Genomic DNA, 22,486 nt, shown 5'->3' with positions numbered 1-22,486 from the left:
AGGTCAGTAAGCCCACCAGAGTCGTTGCGGCGACCGCGAGAATAACGAAACCGCAAAGCATGATAATGCTCTGTTTTTTCATCAGAGTTTCCTTTTGCGAGCCAGAGTATAAACCGATGCACACTGCATCAGCATACTTAAACCTTAGCTAAACAAAAACAACGTTGTCATTCTCATAATATAGGTTAGATTTAATTTAGCCATTTTATGTTATTCGTCAGACGTTTCTTACGTAAATATGATATCGGTCATTACCTGCAGGAGGGGCTGCCTGCAAAATGCATGTCTTTTAATTGCGCCTTTATTTCATCGCTAAATGGTACGAGGTTTATATATGCTAAATAATGATAAGCAGGATAAAGCGTTAGCTTTATCTGAGCGCCCCTGGTATCAGCGTAGTGTGGCAGAGATATTCTCCGAACTGCAGAGCTCATCAGCAGGATTATCCACCGCCACTGCGCAGGAACGCCTGCAGAAACACGGTCCCAATGCCCTTCCGCAAAAAGCTGAGAAATCGGCTCTGCTCAAATTCATCGCGCATTTTAAAGATGTGCTGATCTATATTCTGCTGGCCGCGGCGGTGATCACCGCGATAATGGGTCACTGGGTCGATACCTTTGTCATTATCGGCGTGGCCGTCATTAACGCCCTGATCGGCTTTATTCAGGAGAATAATGCCGAGAAGTCACTGAAAAGTATTCAGAACATGCTTGCCAGTGAAGCGATGCTGGTGCGGGATGGCAAACAGGTCACGGTCGCGACGCGCGATATTGTAGTCGGTGATGTGGTGATGTTACGCCCCGGCGATAAAATCCCGGCTGATCTGCGACTGTTTGAGGTCAATAATCTGCGGGTTGAAGAGGCGATTCTCACCGGGGAGTCGACGGTGGTGTCGAAGAACACCGATACGCTGAGCGGTGAAAAATCGCTGGGCGACCGTCTGAACCTGGCTTTTTCAGGCACTACCGTCAGTTCCGGCACCGCCGCTGGCGTGGTGATCGCCAGCGGCGGTGATACTGAGCTGGGCCATATCAACGAAATGATCAGCGGCATAAAAGAGGTTAAAACCCCGCTGCTGGTGCAGATCGACAAACTCGGTAAAGCGATCTTTTTCATCATCCTGCTGATGATGGTCGCCCTGTTTATCTTCGGCTATCTGCTGCGTGACATTCCACTGGGCGAGTTGTCGCTGTCCGTCATCAGCCTGGCGGTTGCTGCGGTTCCGGAAGGTCTGCCTGCCATTATCTCTATCATCCTGTCGCTGGGCGTGCAGTCGATGGCACGCACCCAGGCGATTATCCGTAAGCTGCCGACTGTTGAAACACTGGGCGCGATGTCGGTGATCTGCTCCGATAAAACCGGCACGCTCACCATGAATGAGATGACGGTGAAAGCGGTGGTGCTGGCGAAGAGCCGCTGGCGCGTCAGCGGAAACAGCTATGAACCCAAAGGGGAGATTGTTGCTGAGCAGGGCGACGCAAGTGGACTCTCTGCGGCACAGGATCCGCTGTTTCAGCAGTTCCTGCATGCGGTAGACACCTGTAATGAAAGCCAGCTGCGTCAGGAAAGTCAGGGTCACTGGACGATTGTTGGCGGCCCGACTGAAGGCGCGCTGAAGGTGCTGGCGGCGAAGGGTCAGACGACACCTCAGCCGGTTGAGGTGGTGAGCAAGCTGCCGTTCGATTCCCTCTATAAATATATGTCGGTCAGCTGTGTTGCCAACGGCGAATCTTATGTGCTGCTGACCGGTGCGCCAGACGTGCTGCTGACGCTGTGTCAGCAGCAGCAAACGCCGGAGGGTGCAGAGCCGATAGACCGTGCGTACTGGGATGCCGCCATCACCACCTACGCCAGCGAAGGGCTGCGCACCGTTGCCGCCGCCTGGAAGAGAACCTCTGCACCCGTTACCGCGCTGGATCATGCCGATCTGAAAAGTGACATGGTGCTGCTGGGTCTGGCCTGCATGATGGATCCCCCACGTCCCGAGGCGATTGCCGCCATTGACGAGTGCCAGAAAGCGGGCATTCGCGTCAAAATGATCACCGGCGACCATCAGGAAACCGCGATGGCGATTGGTCAGATGCTGGGAATCGGCAACAGCCAGGCTGCTATCACTGGCTACCAGCTTGAACACATGAGTGACGCCGAACTGGCGGACGCGGCAAAAACCTATGACATTTTTGCCCGCACCAGCCCGGAACACAAACTGCGTCTGGTGAAAGCGCTGGAAGCGAGCGGCGAGATCGTCGGCATGACCGGCGACGGCGTCAATGATGCTCCGGCGCTGAAACAGGCCAACGTCGGTATTGCGATGGGTATCAAAGGCACCGAGGTGACAAAAGAGGCGGCCGATATGATTCTGGCCGACGATAACTTTGCCACCATCGCTGCGGCAGTCAAAGAGGGACGTCGGGTTTACGACAACCTCAAGAAAACCATCCTGTTTATTATGCCCACCAACCTGGCACAGGGTCTGCTGATTATTATCGCGATTCTGATGGGCAATCTGCTGCCGTTAACCCCGGTACAGATTCTGTGGATGAACATGGCAACATCCGCCACGCTGTCGTTTGGTCTGGCGTTCGAGCCTGCTGAAGCCAATGCGATGCGCCGGCCACCGCGCAATGTTAAAGCGCACGTGATGGACGCTTACGCTATCTGGCGCGTGGTGTTTGTCGGTCTGCTGATTTCAATCAGTGCCTTTGTGCTGGAAGCCTGGCTGCAACCGCGTGGCTACAGTGCCGAGTTTATCCGTACCGTGCTGCTGCAGATGCTGGTGACTGCGCAGTGGGCCTACATGCTTAACTGCCGTAACTCTGATGGCTTCTCACTGGATCGCGGTCTGCTGAAAAATCGCGGTATCTGGCTGGTGACGCTGGTACTGATTGTCCTTCAGGCGATCATTATTTATGTGCCATTAATGAACACGCTGTTTGGTACCCGTCCACTGCCGATCAACTACTGGCTGATTTCGCTGATTGTCAGTATCGCGATCTTCATCATAGTTGAGATTGAAAAACGCCTCACCCGCGCATGGCGGGTGAAGACGCCATCACTGAGTTAATTCTGTCTCCGGGTCCTGCTGCGGATAGCTCGCCAGCAGGACCTTTTTAATCAGATAGGTCAGTGGAATAGCCAGTATCCCGCCCGTAATCCCCAGTAACGCCTGCCAGAACAGAAACGCCAGCAACTGCGTGGTCAGCGCCAGATTGAGTCGCTTCCCAATCAGCAATGGTTCGATCACCGAACTCAGGCAGAGGTTCAGCACCACAAAGAAACCTGCTACCGCCAGCGCGATCTGTAAATCAAACATGATGTAACTCTGGATCACCGGCGGAATCGCGGCCAGAAAGGAGCCAAGCACCGGCACGTAATTAAAGATGAACATCAGCACGCCCCAGAAAAAGGCAAACTTCAGCCCGATCAGATGCGCACCGACGCCCACGATTAACCCGCCCAGAATACTGGTCAGCGTTTTCACTCTGGCATACACTATCACGCTCTGAATTCCCTCCTGCAGCGCCAGATAAAAGGCCTGATGTTTTCCCTTTACCCGCTGTTGCATTGCAGCTTTCAGCAGCGGCATCTCATAGAGCATAAACAGCAGCATCAGGAACACCATGATCCACCATGAGATGACGCCAGGGATTTGCGTCAGAAATGCAGTGACGATGCGCACTATTGCCCCTGCATCCACAAAGGTCAGCAACTGGTCGGGCGTCATACCGATATCAAGCCGTGCAAAGGCCAGCGTCAGCTGTTCAAGCCGGGCCGCCAGCAGCACGGGCGCCTGGCGGCTGAGCTGCATTAAATCGGGCGTCAGCACGGTTAACTTGAGGATAGTGACCACCATGATCAACAGCATCAGCATAATCACCAGCAGTGACGAGACGATGCGCGGTATGCGTTTGTTTTCCAGCCGGGTAATCAGGGGATCAAGCATGATGGCCAGTAACATTGCCAGCAGAACCTGATTGATCAGCGGTGCTGCCAGATAAAGGCCGGTCAGAATAATGGTCAGACAGGCGAGGATAAACAGCACGCGTGCCAGTGGCGGCCAGAGGGTGAACCAGCTCAGTCCCATGATTGGGCTCCTTCAGCAAAGATAAGCTGCAGTATAGATGAGGCTTAAGCTTCAGTGCTTTGCGTCAGGTCAGAGGGGGAAAGGCTTCTCGCAGGGCTTAAGAGACGATCATTGGTGGCTTCCGGCCCTTGTTCAACGCACGAATGCGCGACCAAAAGCTATCCGGATAGTTTATTTACGATCCGGTTTCAGCCGACGATCAAACCGGAACGGAATGGCCTCAGCCTGTTGAACTATCCGGAAGAACTCGGGATGTTCAGGATTTAACAGATAGTTATATTCTACAGGGGAGAGGGCACTGGGAACACGCAACGCAACAGCATCGCAGGCAGAGCACCAGGCGTCTCCATAGTCAGCCAGTTCTGCCGGTGCGTCTTCATCAGCCCAGTTTGCAGGCAACTCAGTGATATCAGCGGTCTGAATCAACGCATCGGGAACATCGATGCGCAGAAGTGTGAAAGCATCCAGGATGTGTGCTGAGTGCAGATGGACCAGTGTTTCCAGCAAAGTCAGTGATGCTGTTTCAGAAACATAAACCATGGAGATGCCGATGCTGTTCCAGCGGCCGCCCGCCTCTTTTGCGCCAAATCCCGTCCAGGCTGTTGAAAGATACTTTGTCTTGGTCAGCCTGTAGAGAATCAAGAGTAAACTCCGTGCTCCAGGCGCGTGATTAATTTCATGACCTCGTAAGCCCCGGTTTCAGACGCCATCAGTTCTGCGGGCATTTTCCAGCTCAGCGCCCTGTTAGGCTCATTCAACCATTTTTGCGCTTCATCCTTATCACCTTCGAACAGTTCAACTGCGCGATCAATGACACGGATAATACGTACCAGTCGTTCACTTTGTTCAGCGCTGAATTTCGCTTTCACGCTTCGGCTGAACGTCGTGGAGGGTATACCGGACATTTTGCGCAGGTCGTTTTGCGTAATCTTCGCCCAGTTGACGATCAGGTGAGCTACGTTGCCATCAAGGCCTTCATTAATCTGGCCCAGCAGGGCGACACCATCAGCGTTATTCAGGCCTGCGGCCTGCCATAAGCGTGGCGGCCTGGTTTTGTTCGCAGAAAAGCTGAATGTTTTCATCTGTCACCTCCAATTGGTCATTTAACTATAACCATTTGGTGGGAGGGGCGCAAATTTCAGGATCTGATAAATCAGGAAAACCGTTCACTCTGAACCTTTCAGTGGCATGTGTCAGATCAAGTCGCGACTCACACATATTCATGAGTTTCATTCATATCACGTTATTGATCTGAATAATGTGCAGATTGTCGATCTCATGAGCCAGTTTTTTAAAGAGCGAAATCTGCAATAGCGGGCAGACAAAGATCAGGATTAATCATCATTGATGAATAAAAGTAATAAGCCCTAGCTAATTACCCTACTTAATCCAATTAATCACTTTACGTTATGCTTTTTACACACAACGGCTGAAGGATAACGCCATGCCAACTGTAAAACTCAAAAATGGTAGAGAACATCAATATCCTCGTTTTTGAACGCAGTTCTGAGGATATGTTGCAAATTGCGGCGCTTGATTCCGCAACCAGCGCATTCTTCTCTCATCCCTATCCGGCGATGGTGGAGTGGCTGACTGGCCGCAAACCTGACGTTTAAAACGCAACAGAAGAGGCTTTCAATAATGCAAAAACGCTATCTCGGAAAATCAGGGCTTGAAGTGTCAGCACTGGGTTTGGGCTGTATGGGCCTGAGTCATGGCTATGGTCCGGCGACCGACACTCGTCAGGCTGTTGAGCTGATTCGCGCAGCCGTTGAACGTGGGGTGACATTTTTCGACACAGCCGAAGTTTATGGCCCGTATCTTAATGAAGACGTGGTGGGTGAAGCGTTACAACCCTTACGCGACCGGGTGGTTATCGCTACCAAATTTGGTTTTACCTTTGGTGAGGACAATAAACAGCAGATTTTAAACAGCCGCCCGGAACATATTCGTAAAGCTGTTGAAGGCTCGTTGCGTCGTCTGAAAACCGATGTGATTGATTTGCTGTATCAGCACCGCATCGATCCGGAAGTCCCTATCGAAGATGTTGCGGGAACCGTGAAAGACCTGATTTCAGAAGGTAAGGTCAAACATTTCGGCCTTTCTGAAGCGGGTGCACAAACCATTCGTCGTGCACATGCCGTACAACCTGTTACTGCACTGCAAAGCGAATACTCAATGTGGTGGCGCGAGCCTGAGCAGGAGATCCTGCCATTGCTGGAGGAGTTGGGGATTGGTTTTGTGCCATTCAGTCCATTAGGCAAAGGATTTCTGACGGGCGCGATTAAGTCAGGAACGACGTTTGGCAGTGACGATTTCCGTAGTAAGGTGCCGCGTTTTGCCGCTGAAGCAATTGAAGCCAACGAAAAGCTGGTCACATTACTGGGTGAACTGGCTGCCGGAAAAGGGGTTACGTCTGCACAAATAGCACTGGCATGGTTGCTGGCACAAAAACCGTGGATTGTTCCCATCCCCGGCACTACTAAACTGCACCGGCTGGATGAAAACCTGGGTGCTGCCGACATCACTCTTTCACAGGACGACGTGCGGCAGATACAAGAGGCGCTTGAAACGATAGAAATCGTCGGCGAACGTTACTCCCCTGAGCATCAGGCTCGTGTGGGCCGTTAAGATTCAGGCGGGTCTGCATCGAATTGCAGACCCGCTATTCCGGGTGCCGAAGCGCATCTATCATCAGCACAAAAGCGGGCGGATGCTGTTTACGGCTCGGATAACAGAGATAATAACCGGGAAATGCAGGGCACCAATCCTGCAGAATCTGAATTAGCTTTCCGGATTTTACATGCTCCCTGATCGTATCTTCAGGAACACAGGCAATACCAAAACCCGATAATACGGCATCGATTCTTTCTGACAGAAAATTAAACGTGACCTGTCCTTCAACTCTGACACGTAACGATTTTCCTTCCTTCTCAAACTTCCAATGATAAAAGTTTTAATTTCGGCCATACGAGAGTTTGAGCTGCATGCTCCCCTGCGGATAAGCGGATATTGCCAGAGGGCGTTCCATTAAGTTGAACCAGAGAGGCCAGCTCCTGCTCAAGATTGGCAATACGTGGCTCAGATGGGCCTGATTAGATAACGCGAGATTAAAACGGCGTGCCTGACGTGCCGAACATGTCTGGGCCTATGCCTTTCACACGCCGTCGATACGGAGTTTTATCTGAGAAGGTCATGGTGAGGGGCGGGTTCCATTTCCAGGCGAGCCCCAGGCATAAGAAAGCCTTTATCTGGCGGACAAATCAGTCTATCTTTAAGGAAATGATCATTCTCTAATGGTGTTAGCGATGAACGATAACCGTTATAAAGAGCGGGGACGACCGCGGGCGTTTGATACCGATGCGGCACTGGACAGCGCAATGCTGGTATTCCGGCAAAAGGGCTATCACGCCACCTCGATCGGCGATTTGGGCCAGGCTATGCAGCTCACTACCGGCAGCATCTATAAAGCTTTTACCGACAAGCGCACGCTGTTTGCAAACGTCTTCGCTCGCTATCTCTCAATGCGCAACAGCAGTTTAGCCGCGCGGCTGGCGCAATGTGAAAATGGCCGTGAGCAACTGGCGGCGCTACTCAATTTTTATGTGGATTCAGTGCGCGATGTAGAAGGTGAGCGCGGCTGTCTGGTGGCTGTCAGCGCCGTGGAGCTGCAAACTCTGGATGAGGAACTTGCCGGAGCCGTCAGCGCGGCGCTGATACGCAACCAGCAGAATCTGCAGCAGATAATCAGCCTGGGTCAGCAGGATGGTTCGGTCAATCCTGCACTGGACAGAGACGCCACCGCTTCGCTGATGCTTTGCATCGTGCTGGGGATGCGGGTCGCCGGTAAAGTTGCTGCGACCCGGCCCGATGCCAGCATCATCCCCCTGGCGCTGAAGTTACTCGACTAAATTTTTTACTCATTAAGGAATCGATCGTTTCCTTATTATCCGGAGGTTTTATGCACGAATATCCACTCTACCAGCACCACTTTATTAACATTGACTCGCAGCGGCTGCACTACCTCAGCGCAGGCAGTGAACACGCTGAGGCTGTGGTTTTGCTCGCGGGTTTCCCGCAAAGTAGTTATGCCTGGCGGGAGGTTATTCCCTTGCTTGCCAGCCGCTTTCATGTGATCGCACCCGACCTGCCAGGGCAGGGTGATTCTGACTTTCCAGCCAGTGGTTACGACACTGACAGCGTGGCAGAGCGCATACTGGCGCTGCTGAACCAGCTGGGTATCGAACGCTTTCATCTGGCCGGACATGATATCGGGGCGTGGGTCGCCTGGTCACTGGCGGCAGGCCATCCCGAAAAGGTTAGCCGTCTCGCGCTGCTGGATGGCGGCATTCCCGGTATCACGCTGCCTGACTTACTGCCAATGGTGGGTGATAGCGCCTGGAAAACCTGGCATTTTGGATTTCACTGTGTGGATGATTTACCGGAAGCGCTAATCACTGGCAGAGAGGCGATCTACCTCGACTGGTTTTTTAACCGTAAGTCAGCCAATCCACATCGCATAGATGCGGCGGCCCGTCATGAATATCTGCGCGTTTTTCAGCAGCCCGGGGCCTTGCGGGCCGGACTGGCTTTTTACCGCGCTTTTGCACAGTCGGCAGAGCAGAATCGACAGCGCGCGTTAAAAGGCAAACTGGCTTTACCGCTGCTGGCTGTCAGTGCCGACCAGGGATCGATACCCGATATGGCCACCCCACTGCGCACCGTAGCGCATCAGGTGAGCAGTGAAACTGTTCTCAACTGCGGCCATTTTATTCCCGACGAACAACCCGAGAAATTAGCGGAAATACTGGCAGACTTCTTTATTCCCTCTCCGGATAAAAGCGAAATATCACCTCAGTGACAGTAGGGAAAGTAATGTCGTGTGGCGGATTATTAATATTATTGCTGATCCGCTGTTATCTCATACAGGTTTCCAATAAATAACACTATCTTATTGATTTTTAAGTATGTAGAGCAGGCTGTTGCGCGTTGCTTTCTGTCGCGTGCTGTGAATAAATAAACGGTCATCAACGTCCGTCATCAGGATGAGATTAAAATAGCGGTCGGCAGCAGAGTGCCGATCGCATATTGCCGGGGCTGCTATGAATCAGGAAAAAGCACGACTGGCCGGGGAAATAAAAGCCAGAGTTAATGAACTTGAATCGCAGTTAGTGGCGATTCGACGTGATATCCATGCGCATCCGGAATTAGGCTTTGATACGCTGCGCACCGCCAGTCTGGTCACAAAGTATCTGCAGGCGCTGGGACTCAATCCCCGCACCGGCGTTGGCCGCAGCGGTGTTGTGGTGGATATCGACGGCGCAGAGCCGGGTAAGACGCTGCTGTTGCGCGCCGACATGGACGCGCTGCCGATCCATGAGCAGACCGGTCTGCCGTTTGCCAGCCGCTATCCCGGAAAAATGCACGCCTGTGGGCATGATATTCACACCGCAACGATGCTGGGTGTGGCAACGATCGTGCCGCACTATCGTCAGCAACTCAAAGGCCGGGTCCGGCTGATATTCCAGCCAGCGGAAGAGACGCCAGAAAGTGGCGCTGAGGCGATGATTGCGGACGGCGCGGCAGATGGCATCGACTGGGCCGTGACCCTGCATAACAAGCCTGAACTGGCTGCGGGGGAAGTCGCCCTGACGCGCGGGGCCAGCACTGCCTCCAGCGATGAATTCGACGTTACGGTGCATGGCGTATCGACCCACGCGGCACGTCCTCACATGGGCACCGATCCTATCATCGCGACCGTGCATCTCATCAGCCAGCTACAGACCCTCATCTCGCGTGAACGCGATCCCGCTCACTCCGCCGTATTAACGATCGGGCACATTCAGGGTGGTACCACCCACAATATCATTCCAGATAGCTGCCTGTTTCAGGGCACCATCCGTACTAAGTCGCCGGAAGTACGCGCTGCAATGGAAACCTCGTTTAAACGGATGTGCGAAGGGGTGGCGCTGGCGCAAAACGTACGGGTGGAGGTTAATTTCCAGCGTGGCGTGCCGCCTCTGATGAATGACGATCGCCTGATCGATTCACTGGAACAGATTCTGTCGCATCAGTTTGATAAGCCCATCATCGCGCAGCCCAGCGCCAGCTTTGGAGCCGAAGATTTTTCACTGTTCACGGAACGGGTACCGGGCTGCCAGATTCATATTGGATCGGCCACGCCGGGCCGTGACGATCACCTGCATAACTCCGACTATCAGCCGGACGAACGCAGCATTACCGCCGGGACGCAGGCGCTGACCCGCCTTGCAATTGATTTACTCTCTTAATAATAAATAAATGAGGTTTATATGATGATGCGTAACCGCCTGTTTACGGCTTCTCTGACCGTGGCGCTGCTCGCCATTTCCGCGTTCAGCCAGGCGAAAGATTTCGGCACCCTGAAGTTTGCGACTGAAGCGGCTTATCCTCCGTTCAACCAGACCACCCCGAGCGGCAAAATCGTCGGCTATGAGCCGGATATGGTGGCGGAGCTGGCTAAACGTGCTGGCTTCAAATATGAAATCATCGCCCAGAAATGGTCGGGCATGATCCCAGGTCTTATCGACGGTAAATATGATGCGGTGATCGATGCGGTGACCGTAACGCCAAAACGTGCTGAAGCGATCGATTTTACCCATCAGTACACCGTCAGCGTCTCCAGCTTTGTGACTGCGAAAAAAAGCCCGCTGGCCACGCTGCCAGGCAGCGGCACGATTGTGACGGCGGATGATGACGCCGGCATGAAAAAAGCGATCGACGATCTGAAAACCACCTTCAAAGGGAAAACCATCGCGGTGCAGGTCGCCACCATTCAGGCGGATTTCCTGCAGAAATACCTGGGCGACGTTGCCACTATCCGCACCTATCAGGCGGGTCCTGAAACCTTCGCCGACCTGATGAATGGCCGGGTGGATGCCGTCATGGCGTCTCGTACCAACCTCAACGCCTTTGTGAAAAAACATGCTGAGGCGATCAGCAGCAGCGGCTATGGCTTCTCCGGTGGCGTGCTGGGCGCAGGCTCGGCGATTGGTCTGCGTAAAGGCAACAGTGAGCTGCAGCAGGTGCTGAATCAGGCGCTGGACTCCATGATCAAAGATGGGACGCTGAGCAAACTGTCGATCAAATGGTTTGGCGAAGATGTCGCGCCGAAAGCGTAACCGCTGATGCTGATGAATATTGACTGGCAGATACTGGGCTTCGGGGATGAGGGCTGGGGTGGCGTGCTGCTTAATGCCGCCGCCGTCACCGTCAGCGTGTCACTCTGCGCCTGGCTGCTGGGTGCGTTGCTGGGCAGCGTGCTCTGCTGGATGCAGATTGCCGGTTCACGCTGGCAGCAGCGACTGGCCGCAGGCTACATCACTCTGTTTCGCGGCGTGCCGGAACTGCTGGTGATCTACCTCTTCTACTTCGGTGGACGACAGGTGGTCTCCACCGTGGGCACCGCGCTGGGCTTCCAGGGACCGTTTGATGTGAACGGTTTTGTGGCGGGCGCGATTGCCATCGGGCTGATCTCCGGAGCCTATCAGAGCGGGGTATTCCGTGGCGCCTTCTACGCCATTCCCGGCGGAACGCTGGAGGCGGCGACCGTGACCGGCATGGGACGGCTGATGATGTTTCGCCGCATTATCGTGCCGCAGGCGTTACGCACTGCGCTGCCCGGCATGGGCAACCAGTGGCAATCGGTGATCAAAGAGTCGGCGCTGGTCTCGGTAACCGGACTGGTGGAAACGATGAACCAGGTCTCCACCGCAGCCAACTCCACCCAGATGTCCTTTTTCTTCTACAGCGTGGGTGCGGTGATCTACCTGATTATCACCACCTGTTCCGATATGGTTTTCCGCTACGTGGAAAAGTTTGCGATGCGCGGTCAACAGCGCGTGAAGGGGTAAGGAGTCCACGTGGATATCATGTTTTTACAGCAGACGCTGCTGGCGCTGCTGAAAGGATTGCCGCTGACCATCAACCTGGCGCTGCTCTCACTCTTTGGCGGCGGCGTGCTGGCGCTGCTGCTTAACCTGCTGCGCATGACGCGTGTCGGCAGCGTTTTCTGTCGCTTCTACGTCTGGCTGTTTCGCGGTACGCCACTGCTAATCCAGATCTTTATGGTCTATTACGGCCTTGGCAGTTTACCGGCGGTGCGGGAAAGCCTGTTCTGGCCGCTGCTGCGCGATCCCTACTGGTGCGGCTTGCTGGCGCTGATTCTGAATGATGCCGCCTACACCTCGGAGATCCTGCGCGGCGGGCTGCGTGCCGTCAGTCAGCAGTCGCTGGAGGCCGCTAAAGTCTCGGGCATGTCGTCGTATAAAATCTTTACCCGCATCACCTTACCGATTGCGATTCGACAGGCATTGCCGGCCTACAGCAATGAGATCATCTCGATGATCAAAGCGACGTCGCTGGTCAGCACTATCAGCCTGATGGAGATGACCGGCATTGCCGACTCGATAGTCTCTTCCACTTTCCGGGCGCTGGAGGTTTTCCTGAGCGCGGCGGTGATCTACCTGATACTCACCATGCTGGTCAGCAAAGGCGTATCGATGCTGGAACGACGCTTATCACCTTACTATTTTGGAGCACGCTCATGACCGCACCTACCATCATGCTGAGTCATCTCAGAAAGAGTTATGCGGGACACGAAGTGCTGCACGACATCAGCCTGACCGCGCAGGATGGCGATGTGATATCGCTAATTGGTGCCAGTGGGTCGGGAAAAAGTACGCTGCTACGCTGCATTCCGTTTCTTGAAGTGCCGCAGGCAGGCGAAATTGCGGTAGGCGAGGTGAACGTCACGCTGGATAACGCCGACGAAAAACTGAGCCGCGAGCAGCGCCGTCGCATCAAGCTGATGCGAATGCAGCTCGGCTTTGTATTTCAGAGCTTCAACCTGTGGCCGCATAAAACGGTGATGCAGAACATCATTGAAGCGCCGGTTCATGTGCAGAAGCGCAGCCATAAAGAGGCGACTGAAGAAGCGGAAGCGCTGCTCCATAAAGTGGGACTCTATGCAAAACGCGACGCCTGGCCGTCGCAGCTTTCCGGCGGACAGCAGCAGCGCGTGGCGATTGCACGGGCGCTGGCGCAGCAGCCAAAAGCGATACTGTTCGATGAGCCAACTTCAGCGCTGGATCCGGAGCTGGTGGGCGAAGTATTGCGGGTGATCCGCAGTCTGGCGGAAGAGGGACGTACCATGATTATCGTCACCCATGAAATGGGCTTTGCGCGCGACGTGTCGAACAAAGCGGTGTTTCTGCACCAGGGCATGATTGAGGAGTCCGGTTCGCCGGAGCAGGTGTTTCTCGATCCGATCTCGCCACGCTGCCGCGCCTTTGTGAACAGCCACTTTGAGCGTAATGCAGGCTGAATTGGCATTCTGATAAGGCTGACGCGCGAAAATTTCATGTTTTGAGATCACAAAACCCCGGAAGATTTTCCGGGGTTTTTTACAGCAGCCAGACCACGTTATCCAGAACGATCAGCGCGATCTTACGCCCGGTCCTGAGACGATGCAGCAGCAGCAGGGCGGCCCGCTTCAACCATTGCCTGCCATTGCTGATAGCTGGGGCGGCTCTGGATTTTTGCATACCACGCTTTCAGGGCGCGACATTCGTCAGGAACAGCAAGATTCACCAAAGTCGCGAAAATCATTCCGCCGGTTACGGCGATATCCGCCATCGAAAATGTATTGCCCGCGACATAAGGTTGTGAGCGTAAAACGCCGTCAAAGTAGTGCATCCCTCTGATGGCCTTTTCACGCATCTTCGCACCCCATTCCGGATTCTGATAGAGCTCCACCTCCGGCCCCAGTCCTGCGGTGGCATGATGGAAATAGACGCTGACTGCATCAAGAAATTCGATCTCAGCCCGTTTGGTCATCATATGGATAACGCCTTTTTCTGCCGGCGTGACGCCAGTCAGAACCGGATTGTCATCCAGCACATCGAGATATTGCGTAATGGCGGTGCATTCAGCGATCAGCGATCCGTCATTCAGCGCTAAAACCGGCAGTGTTCCGGAATAATTGATCGCTAAAAATTCAGGTTTTTTATGCTCACCTTTCCACAGGTTGACCGGAATAAATTCGACCTCAGAAAGTAATCCCTTTTCCGCCAGCGCAATCCTGACCCGTGCAGGATAAGGGCCATCATACCAGTCATAAATCTTCATCGCGGGGAGTGACGGAACTGCAGATGCATTGTGGATATCAGTCATGATTAAGTTACCTACCTGTCAATTGGTAGTTGGATTGTGGTACCGAACTTTTCTCCTGTCAATCCCTGTCTACCAGTTGGCAGGTAAATATTTTCCCCTTATAATGCGTCTCCACCTCCTGAAGGAAAACTGAGTTATGAGCCTGAACGCGCGTGAAGCCATTCTGGCGGCAGCAAAAAGTGCTGCCCAGAATCATGGCTATAACGGGATTAATTTTCGCAGCATCGCTGACGAGGTAGGCATCAAGAATGCCAGTATCTATTATCACTTCGCCAGTAAGGCCAATCTGGGGGCCGCGGTTGCCAACCGATACTGGCAGGATACGGCTGAGGATTTAAAGACTATACGCGAGCAAAGTGCCTCACCGGATGAGGCGTTGCAGCGCTATCCGCAGATTTTCCGCAAGTCGCTTGAAGATGCCAACCGGCTCTGTCTCTCCAGCTTTATGGCGGCGGAATATGAAGATCTGCCCGAGGAAGTGAAGCGTGAGGTTCAGTGTTTTGTCGATGCGAACGTCGAGTGGCTGACTGATGTCCTTTGCGAAAAGTCGCCCGATAACGCGGAGAAAAATGCGCAGCGTGCGCTGGCAATTTACACCGCAGTTGCTGGCGCGCAGTTAATAGCCCGCACGCGCCAGGATATAACCATTTTTGATAACCTGATTGCGACCTATCAGGAGAGCGGCCTGATTCCGCTGTCACACTGAATTAAAACGACACCGCGCCTGAAAGAGATGCAGGCGTCAGCACTCAGAGCCTCAGGGCTATCAGTGAAAGCAGCAGTGAACATTCAGGGTTAAATCGCACTATGGCGCAAGCCGCCTGCCAGTTGTGTGAACACGTCGATCATCTTTGGCAGCGCCTTTTCCGGCTCGCTGCTGGAAGCGACCCACAGTGCGGCATTCAGCGCCGCGCTGTTCAGCAGATGAGCGGCGGCATCGGCGTCGACCGGCTTCATTATCCCGCTGTCGATAAGACGGGTAATCGTTTCACGCGTGGCTTCCAGGCAGCTGTTCTGGCTGGGCCATTGCGAGGGATCTCCCAGGAAAGCCGGGCCATCGCGCAGCACAATACGTTGTACTTCGTTATCCATTGCCATGCGGATGTAGGCGATGCCTTCAGCCACCAGCTTTTCCCACGCATCGCTCACCCCAGACGCTGCCGCTTTAGCCTGCTGGGCCATTTCGCCATCAACCTGTGCGACGACCGCCGCAAGCAGCCCCTTTTTGTCACCAAAATTGTGGTAGAGCGCCCCGCGAGTCAGACCTACGCTGGCCGTCAGTTCATCCATTGATGCGGCGGCAAAGCCTTTTTCGGCAAAGGCTGTGCGTGCTGCTGCAATCAGTTTTGCCCGGTTCTCTTCCATTGTTTCAGCGCGACGTTTAGCGGCCATACACTCTCCTTTCACATACGCGAGGTATATTAATTGACATACGCGACGTATGTGTGATTAATGTGACATACGCCGCGTATATTAAATCAAACTCGTGTGCGCTGCATCCTGCAATCCGCTAAAGGCTATTGAGGAAATTCTATGATCACCCGCGAACCCATTTTTCCTGCTAATCGTCACGCTCTCTATGAGCAGCATGGTTATTCAGCGGCTATACGCTCAGGCGATCTGCTGTTTGTCTCTGGTCAGGTGGGCAGCCGTGCCGACGGCACGCCGGAGCCCGATTTTGCTGCTCAGGTAGAACGGGCATTTGAGAATCTGGCGGCCACGCTCGCTGCGGCAGGGTGTACCTTTGACGATCTGATCGATGTCACCACATTTCACACCGATCCGGAGCAACAGTTCGAAACCATCATGCAGATAAAGCAGCGCGTTTTTCCGCAGCCTCCTTATCCTAACTGGACAGCGGTGGGTGTGACGTGGCTGGCGGGATTTGATTTTGAAATCAAGGTGATTGCACGCATTCCCGATCAACGGGACCAACGGAGCCTGTCACAGAGTGCATAAAGCATGAGTGGCAATCAGCCTGTCAGGTACTTTACACCGGAGACGGGCGCTGCGATGACATGCCGGACGTGAAATAAGCTGGCATCACAGACAGGGATGTCCCGCGCTGCATTTGCAAAACACTTTGGTCAGACGGTTGGAATTACGCCCATAGAATCTCTGACGCAATGGAGGATGCTGCTCGCCAGCGATCGTCTGCAAAATTCAGGCGAAACGATTTCAGGCGTTTCTGCCGCACTGGGATATGAGTCGGAGAGCGCCTTCAGAAAAGCATTTAAGCGTGTTACTGGCGCTCCACCAGGAAAGTTAACCCATTCGAAAAATTTTTGAAGGTTAATCGAAAACCCCATTAATTACGGCGGTCACGACAGCGGTGCTCAGGGCTATCAGCACAAGATTATCTCCGACGGCTCGCCATTCGTAACCAGGGTAATAGGGCAGCTCATTTAGCATTGATGCTGGCAAACTTTTTTTGGCGATACCCGGAGGCAAAGGTTTACCACGCGCAACTTTTTTAGCTATTCCTGGCGGCAAAGACTGATAGCCGACAAGGCCATAATTGACGGCAAGTTTACGTGCAAGAGAGTAGTTGATATCTGACTCGACGTGATCGGGTCGTCCTGCGTTCTTACGATTTCCATGTTTTTCTTTCGGACCCGCATTACCATGCCCCTTGTTTCCGTGCTCTCCGCTTTTGCCGTTATTAACCGGGTTTCCGCTATTACCATTACCCTGACCGCCACCACCGTTGCCGTTGCCCGGATTTGCGAAAACGGGCGCAGCAAGCACGGTACAAGATATCACCACCGCAAATGCGGCTTTTAAAGCGCGAGATTTGAGCATGTGATCTTTCCTTAATATTATTCAGTAATCTGAACCAGAAAATATAAAGCGATGTAAGGAGGTAACATGAGCTCAACCTCTTCACATTATTATGTCACCTGTTAGTTATTACCCAGCATTAAACGGCCGACAACCACATAGCAACATTAAGAATTATCTCAAAGTAATCAAAGAAAAGCTGTACGGTGTTTTGATATTTCGTATAAATTTTACGCTGAAACCCTTGCTAACAATAGATAAATTTTCGGCTTTAAGCGAGGCGGAATACATTTTCGTTATTTTTATGCTGCTGCAATGCATTGTTTATACTTGCGATTACCTGACATTACTACAACGCTTAATAACTCTGCTACATAAGGTACCTTAAGCGAGACAGAAACCATGTCGACTCATGAGACGGAGCAGGTAATTTTGAGCAGAACTTTTCTGATATCGGTCTTCCCATAATATTTAGGATTACAAAATGAAAAATAATAAAAGCTATAAAGGATGGCTGGCTATATCAGCCGTCGTCGCTCTGTGCAGCACTGCCACCGTACAGGCTGAGACGCAGACAAGCGCCCCGCAGGGCGGGAATACACCGCAGACCGTAAAGAGTGACAAGCTCAGCCCTGGTGATGAAAAAGCACTGAAGGATATGGCGCAGGCCAATATCAATGAAATTGCCGCCGCCAAAATTGCGCTGAACAAAACACAAAGCGCAGAAGTTAAAACCTTTGCACAGAAGATGGTCGAAGATCATGGCAGTGCCCTGACAAAAGTTCAGGCGGTTGCTAAGCAAAAAGAGGTGACATTACCGACTGCGCCAGACGCTAAACATAAGGCCATGGCCGACAAGCTGGAAAAGCAGAGCGGCGGTGCCTTTGACAAAATGTATATGGAAAATGCCGGAATAATGGATCATAAGATGGTGCTGTCGACGCTGAAGAGTGACGCGACGAAGATAAAGGATCCGGATGTGAAGGCGCTGGCCGACGCGCATACCCCTGTTGTAGAACAGCATCTGAAATCCGCCCAGCACATGGCGATGTAACCGGGCTGGCCGGTTCCGAATTATCCGCAAGCGCTGTTACGGGATCATCGGGACCAGCCAGAAACGACATAATCCACCATCGGCTGGAGTTTCTTTCTCGTTACGCCAGCCTTGGCCTGAACAGCCATGCCCTGCGCTCAGCCACATCGGTATAACTAGGTTGAAATGCGAGCTTCAGGCGCCATCAAGCCCCAGCGTTTCACGACGCAGGAAGGCCCAGTCAATCAGAGCAGTCATTGATGGCCCAAGCGCTTTTCCCAGATCGGTAAGTGAGTACTCAACACGCGGAGGGACTTCGGGATAAACCGTGCGAGTCACGATGCCATCCTGTTCCAGTTGCTTAAGCTGCTGGATCAGCATTTTTTGATTTACGCCCTCAATCCGGCGCTCCAGCTCGGAAAAGCGCAGCGGGCCTTTAGCGGCGAAAAGCTGACAGATAATAATTGTCTTCCATTTACCTTCAATAATCTTCAGCGCTTCGGTGGTAGCCTTAGCCCACACCAGTCGCTGCTCCGGAATATCACAACGCCAGTCTCTTTCCATACTTACCTTCAGGTTAGTAACCCACTATTTTGTCGGTTCTTGTTGTTTATTCAGTGAATATATAGGGTATCTCACTTCAACACAGAATCAGGAGCGAAATATGAAAATCGGCGTAATTGGCACAGGTAATATCGGTGGTACCCTGGCACGGAAGCTCAGTGAAGCGGGGCACAAGGTAAAAATCGCTAATTCACGCGGAGTTGATGGCGTGCGTGGTTTTGCGGGTGAAATTAATGCAGAACCCACAGACATCAGGGGAGCGGTTACAGACGTCGAAGCCGTGATTCTCTCCATTCCGCTGCCGGCACTTAGCAGCCTGCCTGATGGGCTTTTCGATCACCTGCCACCCCATGTCCCGGTGATCGACACCAGCAATTACTATCCTGGCCTGCGTGACGCACCGATTACTGCACTGGATAATGGGCAGACCGAAAGCGAATGGGTTCAGGAGCAAATCGGACACCCTGTGGTTAAAGCTTTTAATAATATCCTTGCCGACTCGCTCGCCGATCTGGGCCAGCCGCAGGGAAGTCGGGGTCGTCTGGCGGTTGCCGTAGCGGGAGATCATCCTGATGCTGTGCAGACGGCCATGTCACTGGTTAACGATACCGGTTTTGATCCTGTGTTCTCTGGGACTATCGCTGAATCATGGCGTCAGCAGCCCTGCACACCTTGTTACTGCTGTGACTGGGAAGCGCCCGTGATGCTGCGAGCTCTGGCGTTGGCCAGAAAGGGAGAAGGTCAGGCTCGGTTGCCACAGCTTTATGCCAGTTTCGCTACGCTGGGTGATGCACCCTCTCATCAGGATATTATCGAAAACAACCGTGCCATAAACTGGCCGGTTTAAATCGCCAGGCAAGGATAATCTGTCTGCATTGAAGTTCTGGATAAAGATTGTTCTGAGAATATTTTTGCATAGTGGCTCTGGCTCAGGCATCTGGTCCACGGTATTGCTCTGCAGGCTTGTCCTTAAGCCTGAGAGATCCAGATTACTCTCCGGGAAGTGTGCTAATAAAGTCACGATAGGTATGCAGTGGGCGGCCAGGCAGGGTGACCAGACGTTCCCGGTCGCCCTCTTGTGGAATCATCCCATCACTGACGTAACGTTCAGCCATCAGCCGCATTTCATACGCCATCCAGCGCGGCATAAACTCCGCCATATTGGCTTCGAATGCATCCGGATTATCTCCTCCATAAATTACCGGACGGCCCAGAAGCTGTTGCCAGGCTGCTGCTGCCTCTTCTCCGTTGAGCGTATCCGGCCCCACGAGATTGAGCGTTTCGACCGGTAATTCTTCGCTGGCCTGGTCGCGCCTTATCACTTCAATTGCCGCCACTTCAGCAATATCCCGTGTATCGATCATTACAGTTACGGATTATCAGACCTCTTTACGGCCCAGATAACGCTCTTTCATCAGTGACAGTTTTATGCCGATATCCAGCGCCGGCGATGGCGGCATGAAACTGGCCTTGCCCAGCGACAGCATATCCGCGATATGCGGGTTGTCCTGTTTCATCATGTAATCTGCCAGCAGACTGCCCGCTACGGTCTGTTTTGAAACACCTGCGCCGTTACAGCCACCCGCCGTACAGATAAATTTGTTCAGCATCCCCCATTCAGGCGCGCCGTTTCGCGTAACGCTGATGGTGCCGGACCAGGTATGCGTTATCTTCACACTGCCCAGGGTCGGATAGGCTTTATGAAATAAGCGCTGATGCAGCTGGGTTGCCTGCCAGGTCTGCGCGGCATTCACCTGACCGCTGAGTGCGGGTATCACGTGCTGGCGAATCAGGAAACGGCGGTCTGAGGTAAAACGGAAGGTAGCACCGGCAATCGCATTAACCGGCGTAAGCCCCCAGCTCTGCATAGGAGGCAGGGTGGCCAGTTGTTCATCCGTCAGCGGATCGGTGATGCTGGCGAAGGTCGCCATTGCAGCCTGCCGCGAAAGTCCTGGTCGCAACTCTGGCGATAATGCGTTGGTGGCCAGCATCACCTTTGGCGTTTTGATGATGCCAAACGGTGTCAGCACTTCAGCCATGCTGCCGTAGCGAATCCCCAGCACTGGCGTGTTATCGAAGCGTTGAACATTTTCAGACAAATAGTGGTTTAGCCCGGCGATCAACTGCGCCGGATTCACCAGCACGCAGCCAGGGGTAAATATCCCTTTGCTGTAAAAGCGCGTGCCGAGTTTAAAGTAAAGCTCCTCGCTGTCTGACATCTGCCACGGCTCATCCATTAAATCGAGGTGGCTGGCGTACTCTTTTAAAATACGATCGTTGCCACGCTCAGCCTGGCAGTGATATTTACCGACCTGTTGCCAGTCGCACTGAAGATGATGCTGAGAAATAACCTGCTCCAGTTGACGAATGCCTTCCTGAAGCAGGTTACGGTAAGCGTTGGCCTTTTTTAATTCAGCGGTGGAACTGCCAATATTATGAGGCAGACCGATAACAAATCCGGAATTACGTGCCGATGCGCTTTCTCGTGTGCTGTGCGCATCGACGATGATAATTTTCAGGTCGGGATTAATTTCAGCCAGGCGGCGCGCAAAGGCAACACCTGCAAATCCCGCGCCGACGATAACCCAGTCGGCAGTCATATCCTCTCGCAGCATGGGCTGCGGCGGAAAACAATGCTCACCCGCAGGCCAGCCCAGTTGATTGTGATTAAATGGTATCGATGCGTAGCGCAATTCCCTGTGCCTTATCTGAAAAATAAAGCAATTTTATAAGTGAAAGCAGGATATCTGTGCCAGCGGTAATCTGACTAATGTTGATTTCAGACAAGTAAAATTCTGGTGGATGATTTTTAAGTTAACTACCAAAGGTTGCGCGAATTTTCGAAGAAGAGATTATAACGCGACTGTTATGGGGTTTATTTTCTGGTGTCAAAGACCGAAAACAGTGATCTGCAGAGGCGATATATTCATGAGGCCCGGGCAGGGGAGAGCGAAACGGAACAGGTCGCGCTGTTAACTGGCAATTTCGAGTGAGGATCCGCCCGTGAAACCGATGCCTGTACGGCATCAAAGCGTTTTATAGATTTCAGCAATCACCTGCATCGTTGCTTCTTCTACGGTTCCTTCATTGCGACATAAAAACCAGCCGTGGTTGGTCATCTCCTGCTCGAACACTCTGGTGCAAGCGACATGCTCTTCCAGTTTGTGAATGACTGTACTGCCCAGCCCACGCGATCGTGCCGAGGCTCGTTCCCATGAAACTTCAGGTGCCGTGACCACCCCGATATGCAGGTCTGGCGCTCGCACATTGAGCTCAATGTTTCGCTGCAATATCTCTGCAAAAGGCACCAGTCGCCGAAACGCTGCATCAGACGGATACCAGCGATCCATCAGGATAATGCAGTTCATGGGCTGTTTAGTGAGTACATTCTGTGAAATCCAGGCACGGCTAACGGCAAAGCGTTCACAAATTTCCCGCTCCAGTTCGACGGAGGGATTTCTGGCGAGCCTGTTAACCAGCGCCATTGTTTCCGCCCTGAAGGGATCGCTTTTTTGCTCGCTAAGTCGGATCACCTTCCTGTTATCTGCTCTTAGCACTTGCGTAATGGACTCCAGCAGAGTGGTTTTACCGGTTCCCTTGGGCCCATCCAGAGAAACAAACAGCTGACGACTCATGCCTGGAATGAGAAGTGAGGAAAGATTTTTGTGAATCGTGCATCCGGTAAAAACATCTTATTTTCCTGGTTTGAACAGCTGAACCTACATCGTTCTCTGTAACCGTCAGGCACGTCAGCGTGAACATGATTTTTAAACAGACCCTGGTGAACACGCTGGTAACGGTTCTGACTCACG

Annotated in this window: 24 protein-coding genes and 2 pseudogenes; 15 read left to right on the top strand and 11 right to left on the bottom strand. The window is 52.9% G+C overall.

Features of this window, described 5'->3' with window-relative positions:
• Positions 1 to 334: 334 nt before the first annotated feature.
• Positions 335 to 3,064, top strand: a complete 2,730-nt coding sequence (locus OK412_RS05565; protein ID WP_010246792.1) for a cation-transporting P-type ATPase — start codon at positions 335 to 337, stop codon at positions 3,062 to 3,064.
• Here OK412_RS05565 and OK412_RS05560 read toward each other — a convergent pair.
• The 3 genes from OK412_RS05560 to OK412_RS05550 form a co-directional block, all read right to left on the bottom strand.
• Positions 3,053 to 4,084, bottom strand: a complete 1,032-nt coding sequence (locus OK412_RS05560) for an AI-2E family transporter (RefSeq protein WP_052271293.1) — start codon at positions 4,082 to 4,084, stop codon at positions 3,053 to 3,055. The genes OK412_RS05565 and OK412_RS05560 overlap by 12 nt on opposite strands.
• A 171-nt stretch (positions 4,085 to 4,255) precedes the next feature.
• On the bottom strand, positions 4,256 to 4,726 hold the full coding sequence (locus OK412_RS05555; protein WP_033760865.1) for an RES family NAD+ phosphorylase: 471 nt from the start codon (positions 4,724 to 4,726) through the stop codon (positions 4,256 to 4,258).
• The gene (locus OK412_RS05550) at positions 4,723 to 5,166 is read right to left on the bottom strand and encodes an antitoxin Xre/MbcA/ParS toxin-binding domain-containing protein (RefSeq protein WP_033760867.1); all 444 of its coding nucleotides are present in this window, start codon (positions 5,164 to 5,166) and stop codon (positions 4,723 to 4,725) included. The genes OK412_RS05555 and OK412_RS05550 overlap by 4 nt, the downstream gene beginning before the upstream one ends.
• A gap of 381 nt (positions 5,167 to 5,547) precedes the next feature.
• Here OK412_RS05550 and OK412_RS05545 point away from each other — a divergent pair.
• Together OK412_RS05545 and OK412_RS05540 are read left to right on the top strand one after the other, a co-directional pair.
• A pseudogene (locus tag OK412_RS05545) lies at positions 5,548 to 5,700 on the top strand (aldo/keto reductase); the annotation flags it as partial.
• Positions 5,701 to 5,725: 25 nt separating this feature from the next.
• Complete coding sequence (locus OK412_RS05540) at positions 5,726 to 6,715, top strand: aldo/keto reductase (protein WP_264352823.1); 990 nt, start codon at positions 5,726 to 5,728, stop codon at positions 6,713 to 6,715.
• 34 nt (positions 6,716 to 6,749) lie between these two features.
• On the opposite strand, the pseudogene OK412_RS05535 reads toward OK412_RS05540, so the two are convergent.
• A pseudogene (locus OK412_RS05535) lies at positions 6,750 to 7,167 on the bottom strand (LysR substrate-binding domain-containing protein); the annotation flags it as partial.
• 213 nt (positions 7,168 to 7,380) lie between these two features.
• On the opposite strand from OK412_RS05535, the gene OK412_RS05530 reads away from it, so the two are divergent.
• The 7 genes from OK412_RS05530 (at position 7,381) to OK412_RS05500 (ending at position 13,448) form a co-directional block, all read left to right on the top strand.
• Positions 7,381 to 7,995 carry a TetR/AcrR family transcriptional regulator gene (locus OK412_RS05530; RefSeq protein ID WP_060678871.1) on the top strand — a complete coding sequence of 205 codons (615 nt, stop codon included), beginning with the start codon at positions 7,381 to 7,383 and terminating at the stop codon, positions 7,993 to 7,995.
• Positions 7,996 to 8,045: 50 nt separating this feature from the next.
• Positions 8,046 to 8,945 (top strand): alpha/beta fold hydrolase, encoded by a 900-nt coding sequence (locus tag OK412_RS05525; protein ID WP_033779990.1) that lies wholly within the window; start codon positions 8,046 to 8,048, stop codon positions 8,943 to 8,945.
• A 241-nt stretch (positions 8,946 to 9,186) separates the two neighbouring features.
• The gene (locus OK412_RS05520; protein ID WP_264352822.1) at positions 9,187 to 10,374 is read left to right on the top strand and encodes a M20 metallopeptidase family protein; all 1,188 of its coding nucleotides are present in this window, start codon (positions 9,187 to 9,189) and stop codon (positions 10,372 to 10,374) included.
• A gap of 21 nt (positions 10,375 to 10,395) precedes the next feature.
• Positions 10,396 to 11,244 (top strand): transporter substrate-binding domain-containing protein, encoded by an 849-nt coding sequence (locus tag OK412_RS05515; RefSeq protein WP_264352821.1) that lies wholly within the window; start codon positions 10,396 to 10,398, stop codon positions 11,242 to 11,244.
• Positions 11,245 to 11,250: 6 nt separating this feature from the next.
• On the top strand, positions 11,251 to 11,976 hold the full coding sequence (locus OK412_RS05510; RefSeq protein WP_010246779.1) for an ABC transporter permease: 726 nt from the start codon (positions 11,251 to 11,253) through the stop codon (positions 11,974 to 11,976).
• A 9-nt stretch (positions 11,977 to 11,985) separates the two neighbouring features.
• Complete coding sequence (locus OK412_RS05505) at positions 11,986 to 12,672, top strand: ABC transporter permease (protein WP_010246777.1); 687 nt, start codon at positions 11,986 to 11,988, stop codon at positions 12,670 to 12,672.
• Entirely contained in the window at positions 12,669 to 13,448 is a 780-nt protein-coding gene (locus tag OK412_RS05500; RefSeq protein ID WP_052271289.1) for an ABC transporter ATP-binding protein, read from the top strand. Before OK412_RS05505 ends, OK412_RS05500 begins: the two co-directional genes overlap by 4 nt.
• A gap of 122 nt (positions 13,449 to 13,570) precedes the next feature.
• Here OK412_RS05500 and OK412_RS05495 read toward each other — a convergent pair whose 3' ends face one another.
• Positions 13,571 to 14,296, bottom strand: a complete 726-nt coding sequence (locus OK412_RS05495) for a glutathione S-transferase (protein WP_122459925.1) — start codon at positions 14,294 to 14,296, stop codon at positions 13,571 to 13,573.
• Between the two features lie 136 nt (positions 14,297 to 14,432).
• On the opposite strand from OK412_RS05495, the gene OK412_RS05490 reads away from it, so the two are divergent.
• Positions 14,433 to 15,002, top strand: a complete 570-nt coding sequence (locus OK412_RS05490; RefSeq protein WP_191920237.1) for a TetR/AcrR family transcriptional regulator — start codon at positions 14,433 to 14,435, stop codon at positions 15,000 to 15,002.
• An 89-nt stretch (positions 15,003 to 15,091) separates the two neighbouring features.
• On the opposite strand, the gene OK412_RS05485 is transcribed toward OK412_RS05490, so the two are convergent.
• A complete protein-coding gene (locus OK412_RS05485) occupies positions 15,092 to 15,688 on the bottom strand; it encodes a TetR/AcrR family transcriptional regulator (RefSeq protein WP_033779998.1) in 597 nt (198 codons plus the stop codon).
• Between the two features lie 141 nt (positions 15,689 to 15,829).
• On the opposite strand from OK412_RS05485, the gene OK412_RS05480 reads away from it, so the two are divergent.
• Together OK412_RS05480 and OK412_RS05475 are read left to right on the top strand one after the other, a co-directional pair.
• Positions 15,830 to 16,255, top strand: coding sequence for a RidA family protein (locus OK412_RS05480; RefSeq protein ID WP_010246770.1), 426 nt, complete (start codon positions 15,830 to 15,832; stop codon positions 16,253 to 16,255).
• 78 nt (positions 16,256 to 16,333) lie between these two features.
• On the top strand, positions 16,334 to 16,585 hold the full coding sequence (locus OK412_RS05475; protein ID WP_264352907.1) for a helix-turn-helix domain-containing protein: 252 nt from the start codon (positions 16,334 to 16,336) through the stop codon (positions 16,583 to 16,585).
• Positions 16,586 to 16,588: 3 nt separating this feature from the next.
• Here OK412_RS05475 and OK412_RS05470 read toward each other — a convergent pair whose 3' ends face one another.
• Complete coding sequence (locus OK412_RS05470; protein WP_022624599.1) at positions 16,589 to 17,098, bottom strand: anti-virulence regulator CigR family protein; 510 nt, start codon at positions 17,096 to 17,098, stop codon at positions 16,589 to 16,591.
• A 463-nt stretch (positions 17,099 to 17,561) separates the two neighbouring features.
• On the opposite strand from OK412_RS05470, the gene OK412_RS05465 reads away from it, so the two are divergent.
• Positions 17,562 to 18,131, top strand: a complete 570-nt coding sequence (locus tag OK412_RS05465) for a DUF4142 domain-containing protein (RefSeq protein WP_158149996.1) — start codon at positions 17,562 to 17,564, stop codon at positions 18,129 to 18,131.
• 174 nt (positions 18,132 to 18,305) lie between these two features.
• Here the strand turns inward: OK412_RS05465 and OK412_RS05460 are convergent, their stop codons facing one another.
• On the bottom strand, positions 18,306 to 18,674 hold the full coding sequence (locus tag OK412_RS05460; protein WP_050679222.1) for a winged helix-turn-helix transcriptional regulator: 369 nt from the start codon (positions 18,672 to 18,674) through the stop codon (positions 18,306 to 18,308).
• A 100-nt stretch (positions 18,675 to 18,774) separates the two neighbouring features.
• On the opposite strand from OK412_RS05460, the gene OK412_RS05455 reads away from it, so the two are divergent.
• A complete protein-coding gene (locus OK412_RS05455; RefSeq protein WP_033768704.1) occupies positions 18,775 to 19,521 on the top strand; it encodes an NADPH-dependent F420 reductase in 747 nt (248 codons plus the stop codon).
• Between the two features lie 142 nt (positions 19,522 to 19,663).
• Here OK412_RS05455 and OK412_RS05450 read toward each other — a convergent pair whose 3' ends face one another.
• The 3 genes from OK412_RS05450 to OK412_RS05440 all read right to left on the bottom strand — a co-directional run bounded on the left by OK412_RS05450 (position 19,664) and on the right by OK412_RS05440 (position 22,309).
• The gene (locus tag OK412_RS05450; protein ID WP_033787236.1) at positions 19,664 to 20,038 is read right to left on the bottom strand and encodes an NmrA family transcriptional regulator; all 375 of its coding nucleotides are present in this window, start codon (positions 20,036 to 20,038) and stop codon (positions 19,664 to 19,666) included.
• A gap of 15 nt (positions 20,039 to 20,053) precedes the next feature.
• The gene (locus OK412_RS05445) at positions 20,054 to 21,367 is read right to left on the bottom strand and encodes an NAD(P)/FAD-dependent oxidoreductase (RefSeq protein WP_264352820.1); all 1,314 of its coding nucleotides are present in this window, start codon (positions 21,365 to 21,367) and stop codon (positions 20,054 to 20,056) included.
• Between the two features lie 333 nt (positions 21,368 to 21,700).
• On the bottom strand, positions 21,701 to 22,309 hold the full coding sequence (locus OK412_RS05440; RefSeq protein ID WP_250489469.1) for a dTMP kinase: 609 nt from the start codon (positions 22,307 to 22,309) through the stop codon (positions 21,701 to 21,703).
• Positions 22,310 to 22,486 lie beyond the last annotated feature (177 nt).

This window comes from Pantoea sp. JV6 (genome assembly GCF_025910055.1).
Taxonomy (GTDB): Bacteria; Pseudomonadota; Gammaproteobacteria; order Enterobacterales; family Enterobacteriaceae; genus Pantoea; species Pantoea agglomerans.
The sequence above is the reverse complement of the archived record's forward strand: the minus strand, read 5'-3'. Positions and strand labels throughout refer to the sequence as shown.

Bases quoted from the DNA above. Each gene is read 5' to 3' on its own strand.
- OK412_RS05550 (WP_033760867.1), bottom strand. From the start codon at position 5,166: ATGAAAACATTCAGCTTTTCTGCGAACAAAACCAGGCCGCCACGCTTA.
- OK412_RS05460 (WP_050679222.1), bottom strand. From the start codon at position 18,674: ATGGAAAGAGACTGGCGTTGTGATATTCCGGAGCAGCGACTGGTGTGG.
- OK412_RS05525 (WP_033779990.1), top strand. From the start codon at position 8,046: ATGCACGAATATCCACTCTACCAGCACCACTTTATTAACATTGACTCG.
- OK412_RS05565 (WP_010246792.1), top strand. From the start codon at position 335: ATGCTAAATAATGATAAGCAGGATAAAGCGTTAGCTTTATCTGAGCGC.
- OK412_RS05515 (WP_264352821.1), top strand. From the start codon at position 10,396: ATGATGATGCGTAACCGCCTGTTTACGGCTTCTCTGACCGTGGCGCTG.
- OK412_RS05495 (WP_122459925.1), bottom strand. From the start codon at position 14,296: ATGACTGATATCCACAATGCATCTGCAGTTCCGTCACTCCCCGCGATG.
- OK412_RS05450 (WP_033787236.1), bottom strand. From the start codon at position 20,038: ATGATCGATACACGGGATATTGCTGAAGTGGCGGCAATTGAAGTGATA.
- OK412_RS05540 (WP_264352823.1), top strand. From the start codon at position 5,726: ATGCAAAAACGCTATCTCGGAAAATCAGGGCTTGAAGTGTCAGCACTG.
- OK412_RS05530 (WP_060678871.1), top strand. From the start codon at position 7,381: ATGGTGTTAGCGATGAACGATAACCGTTATAAAGAGCGGGGACGACCG.
- OK412_RS05520 (WP_264352822.1), top strand. From the start codon at position 9,187: ATGAATCAGGAAAAAGCACGACTGGCCGGGGAAATAAAAGCCAGAGTT.
- OK412_RS05465 (WP_158149996.1), top strand. From the start codon at position 17,562: ATGAAAAATAATAAAAGCTATAAAGGATGGCTGGCTATATCAGCCGTC.
- OK412_RS05510 (WP_010246779.1), top strand. From the start codon at position 11,251: ATGCTGATGAATATTGACTGGCAGATACTGGGCTTCGGGGATGAGGGC.
- OK412_RS05500 (WP_052271289.1), top strand. From the start codon at position 12,669: ATGACCGCACCTACCATCATGCTGAGTCATCTCAGAAAGAGTTATGCG.
- OK412_RS05455 (WP_033768704.1), top strand. From the start codon at position 18,775: ATGAAAATCGGCGTAATTGGCACAGGTAATATCGGTGGTACCCTGGCA.
- OK412_RS05440 (WP_250489469.1), bottom strand. From the start codon at position 22,309: ATGAGTCGTCAGCTGTTTGTTTCTCTGGATGGGCCCAAGGGAACCGGT.
- OK412_RS05480 (WP_010246770.1), top strand. From the start codon at position 15,830: ATGATCACCCGCGAACCCATTTTTCCTGCTAATCGTCACGCTCTCTAT.
- OK412_RS05490 (WP_191920237.1), top strand. From the start codon at position 14,433: ATGAGCCTGAACGCGCGTGAAGCCATTCTGGCGGCAGCAAAAAGTGCT.
- OK412_RS05560 (WP_052271293.1), bottom strand. From the start codon at position 4,084: ATGGGACTGAGCTGGTTCACCCTCTGGCCGCCACTGGCACGCGTGCTG.
- OK412_RS05485 (WP_033779998.1), bottom strand. From the start codon at position 15,688: ATGGCCGCTAAACGTCGCGCTGAAACAATGGAAGAGAACCGGGCAAAA.
- OK412_RS05470 (WP_022624599.1), bottom strand. From the start codon at position 17,098: ATGCTCAAATCTCGCGCTTTAAAAGCCGCATTTGCGGTGGTGATATCT.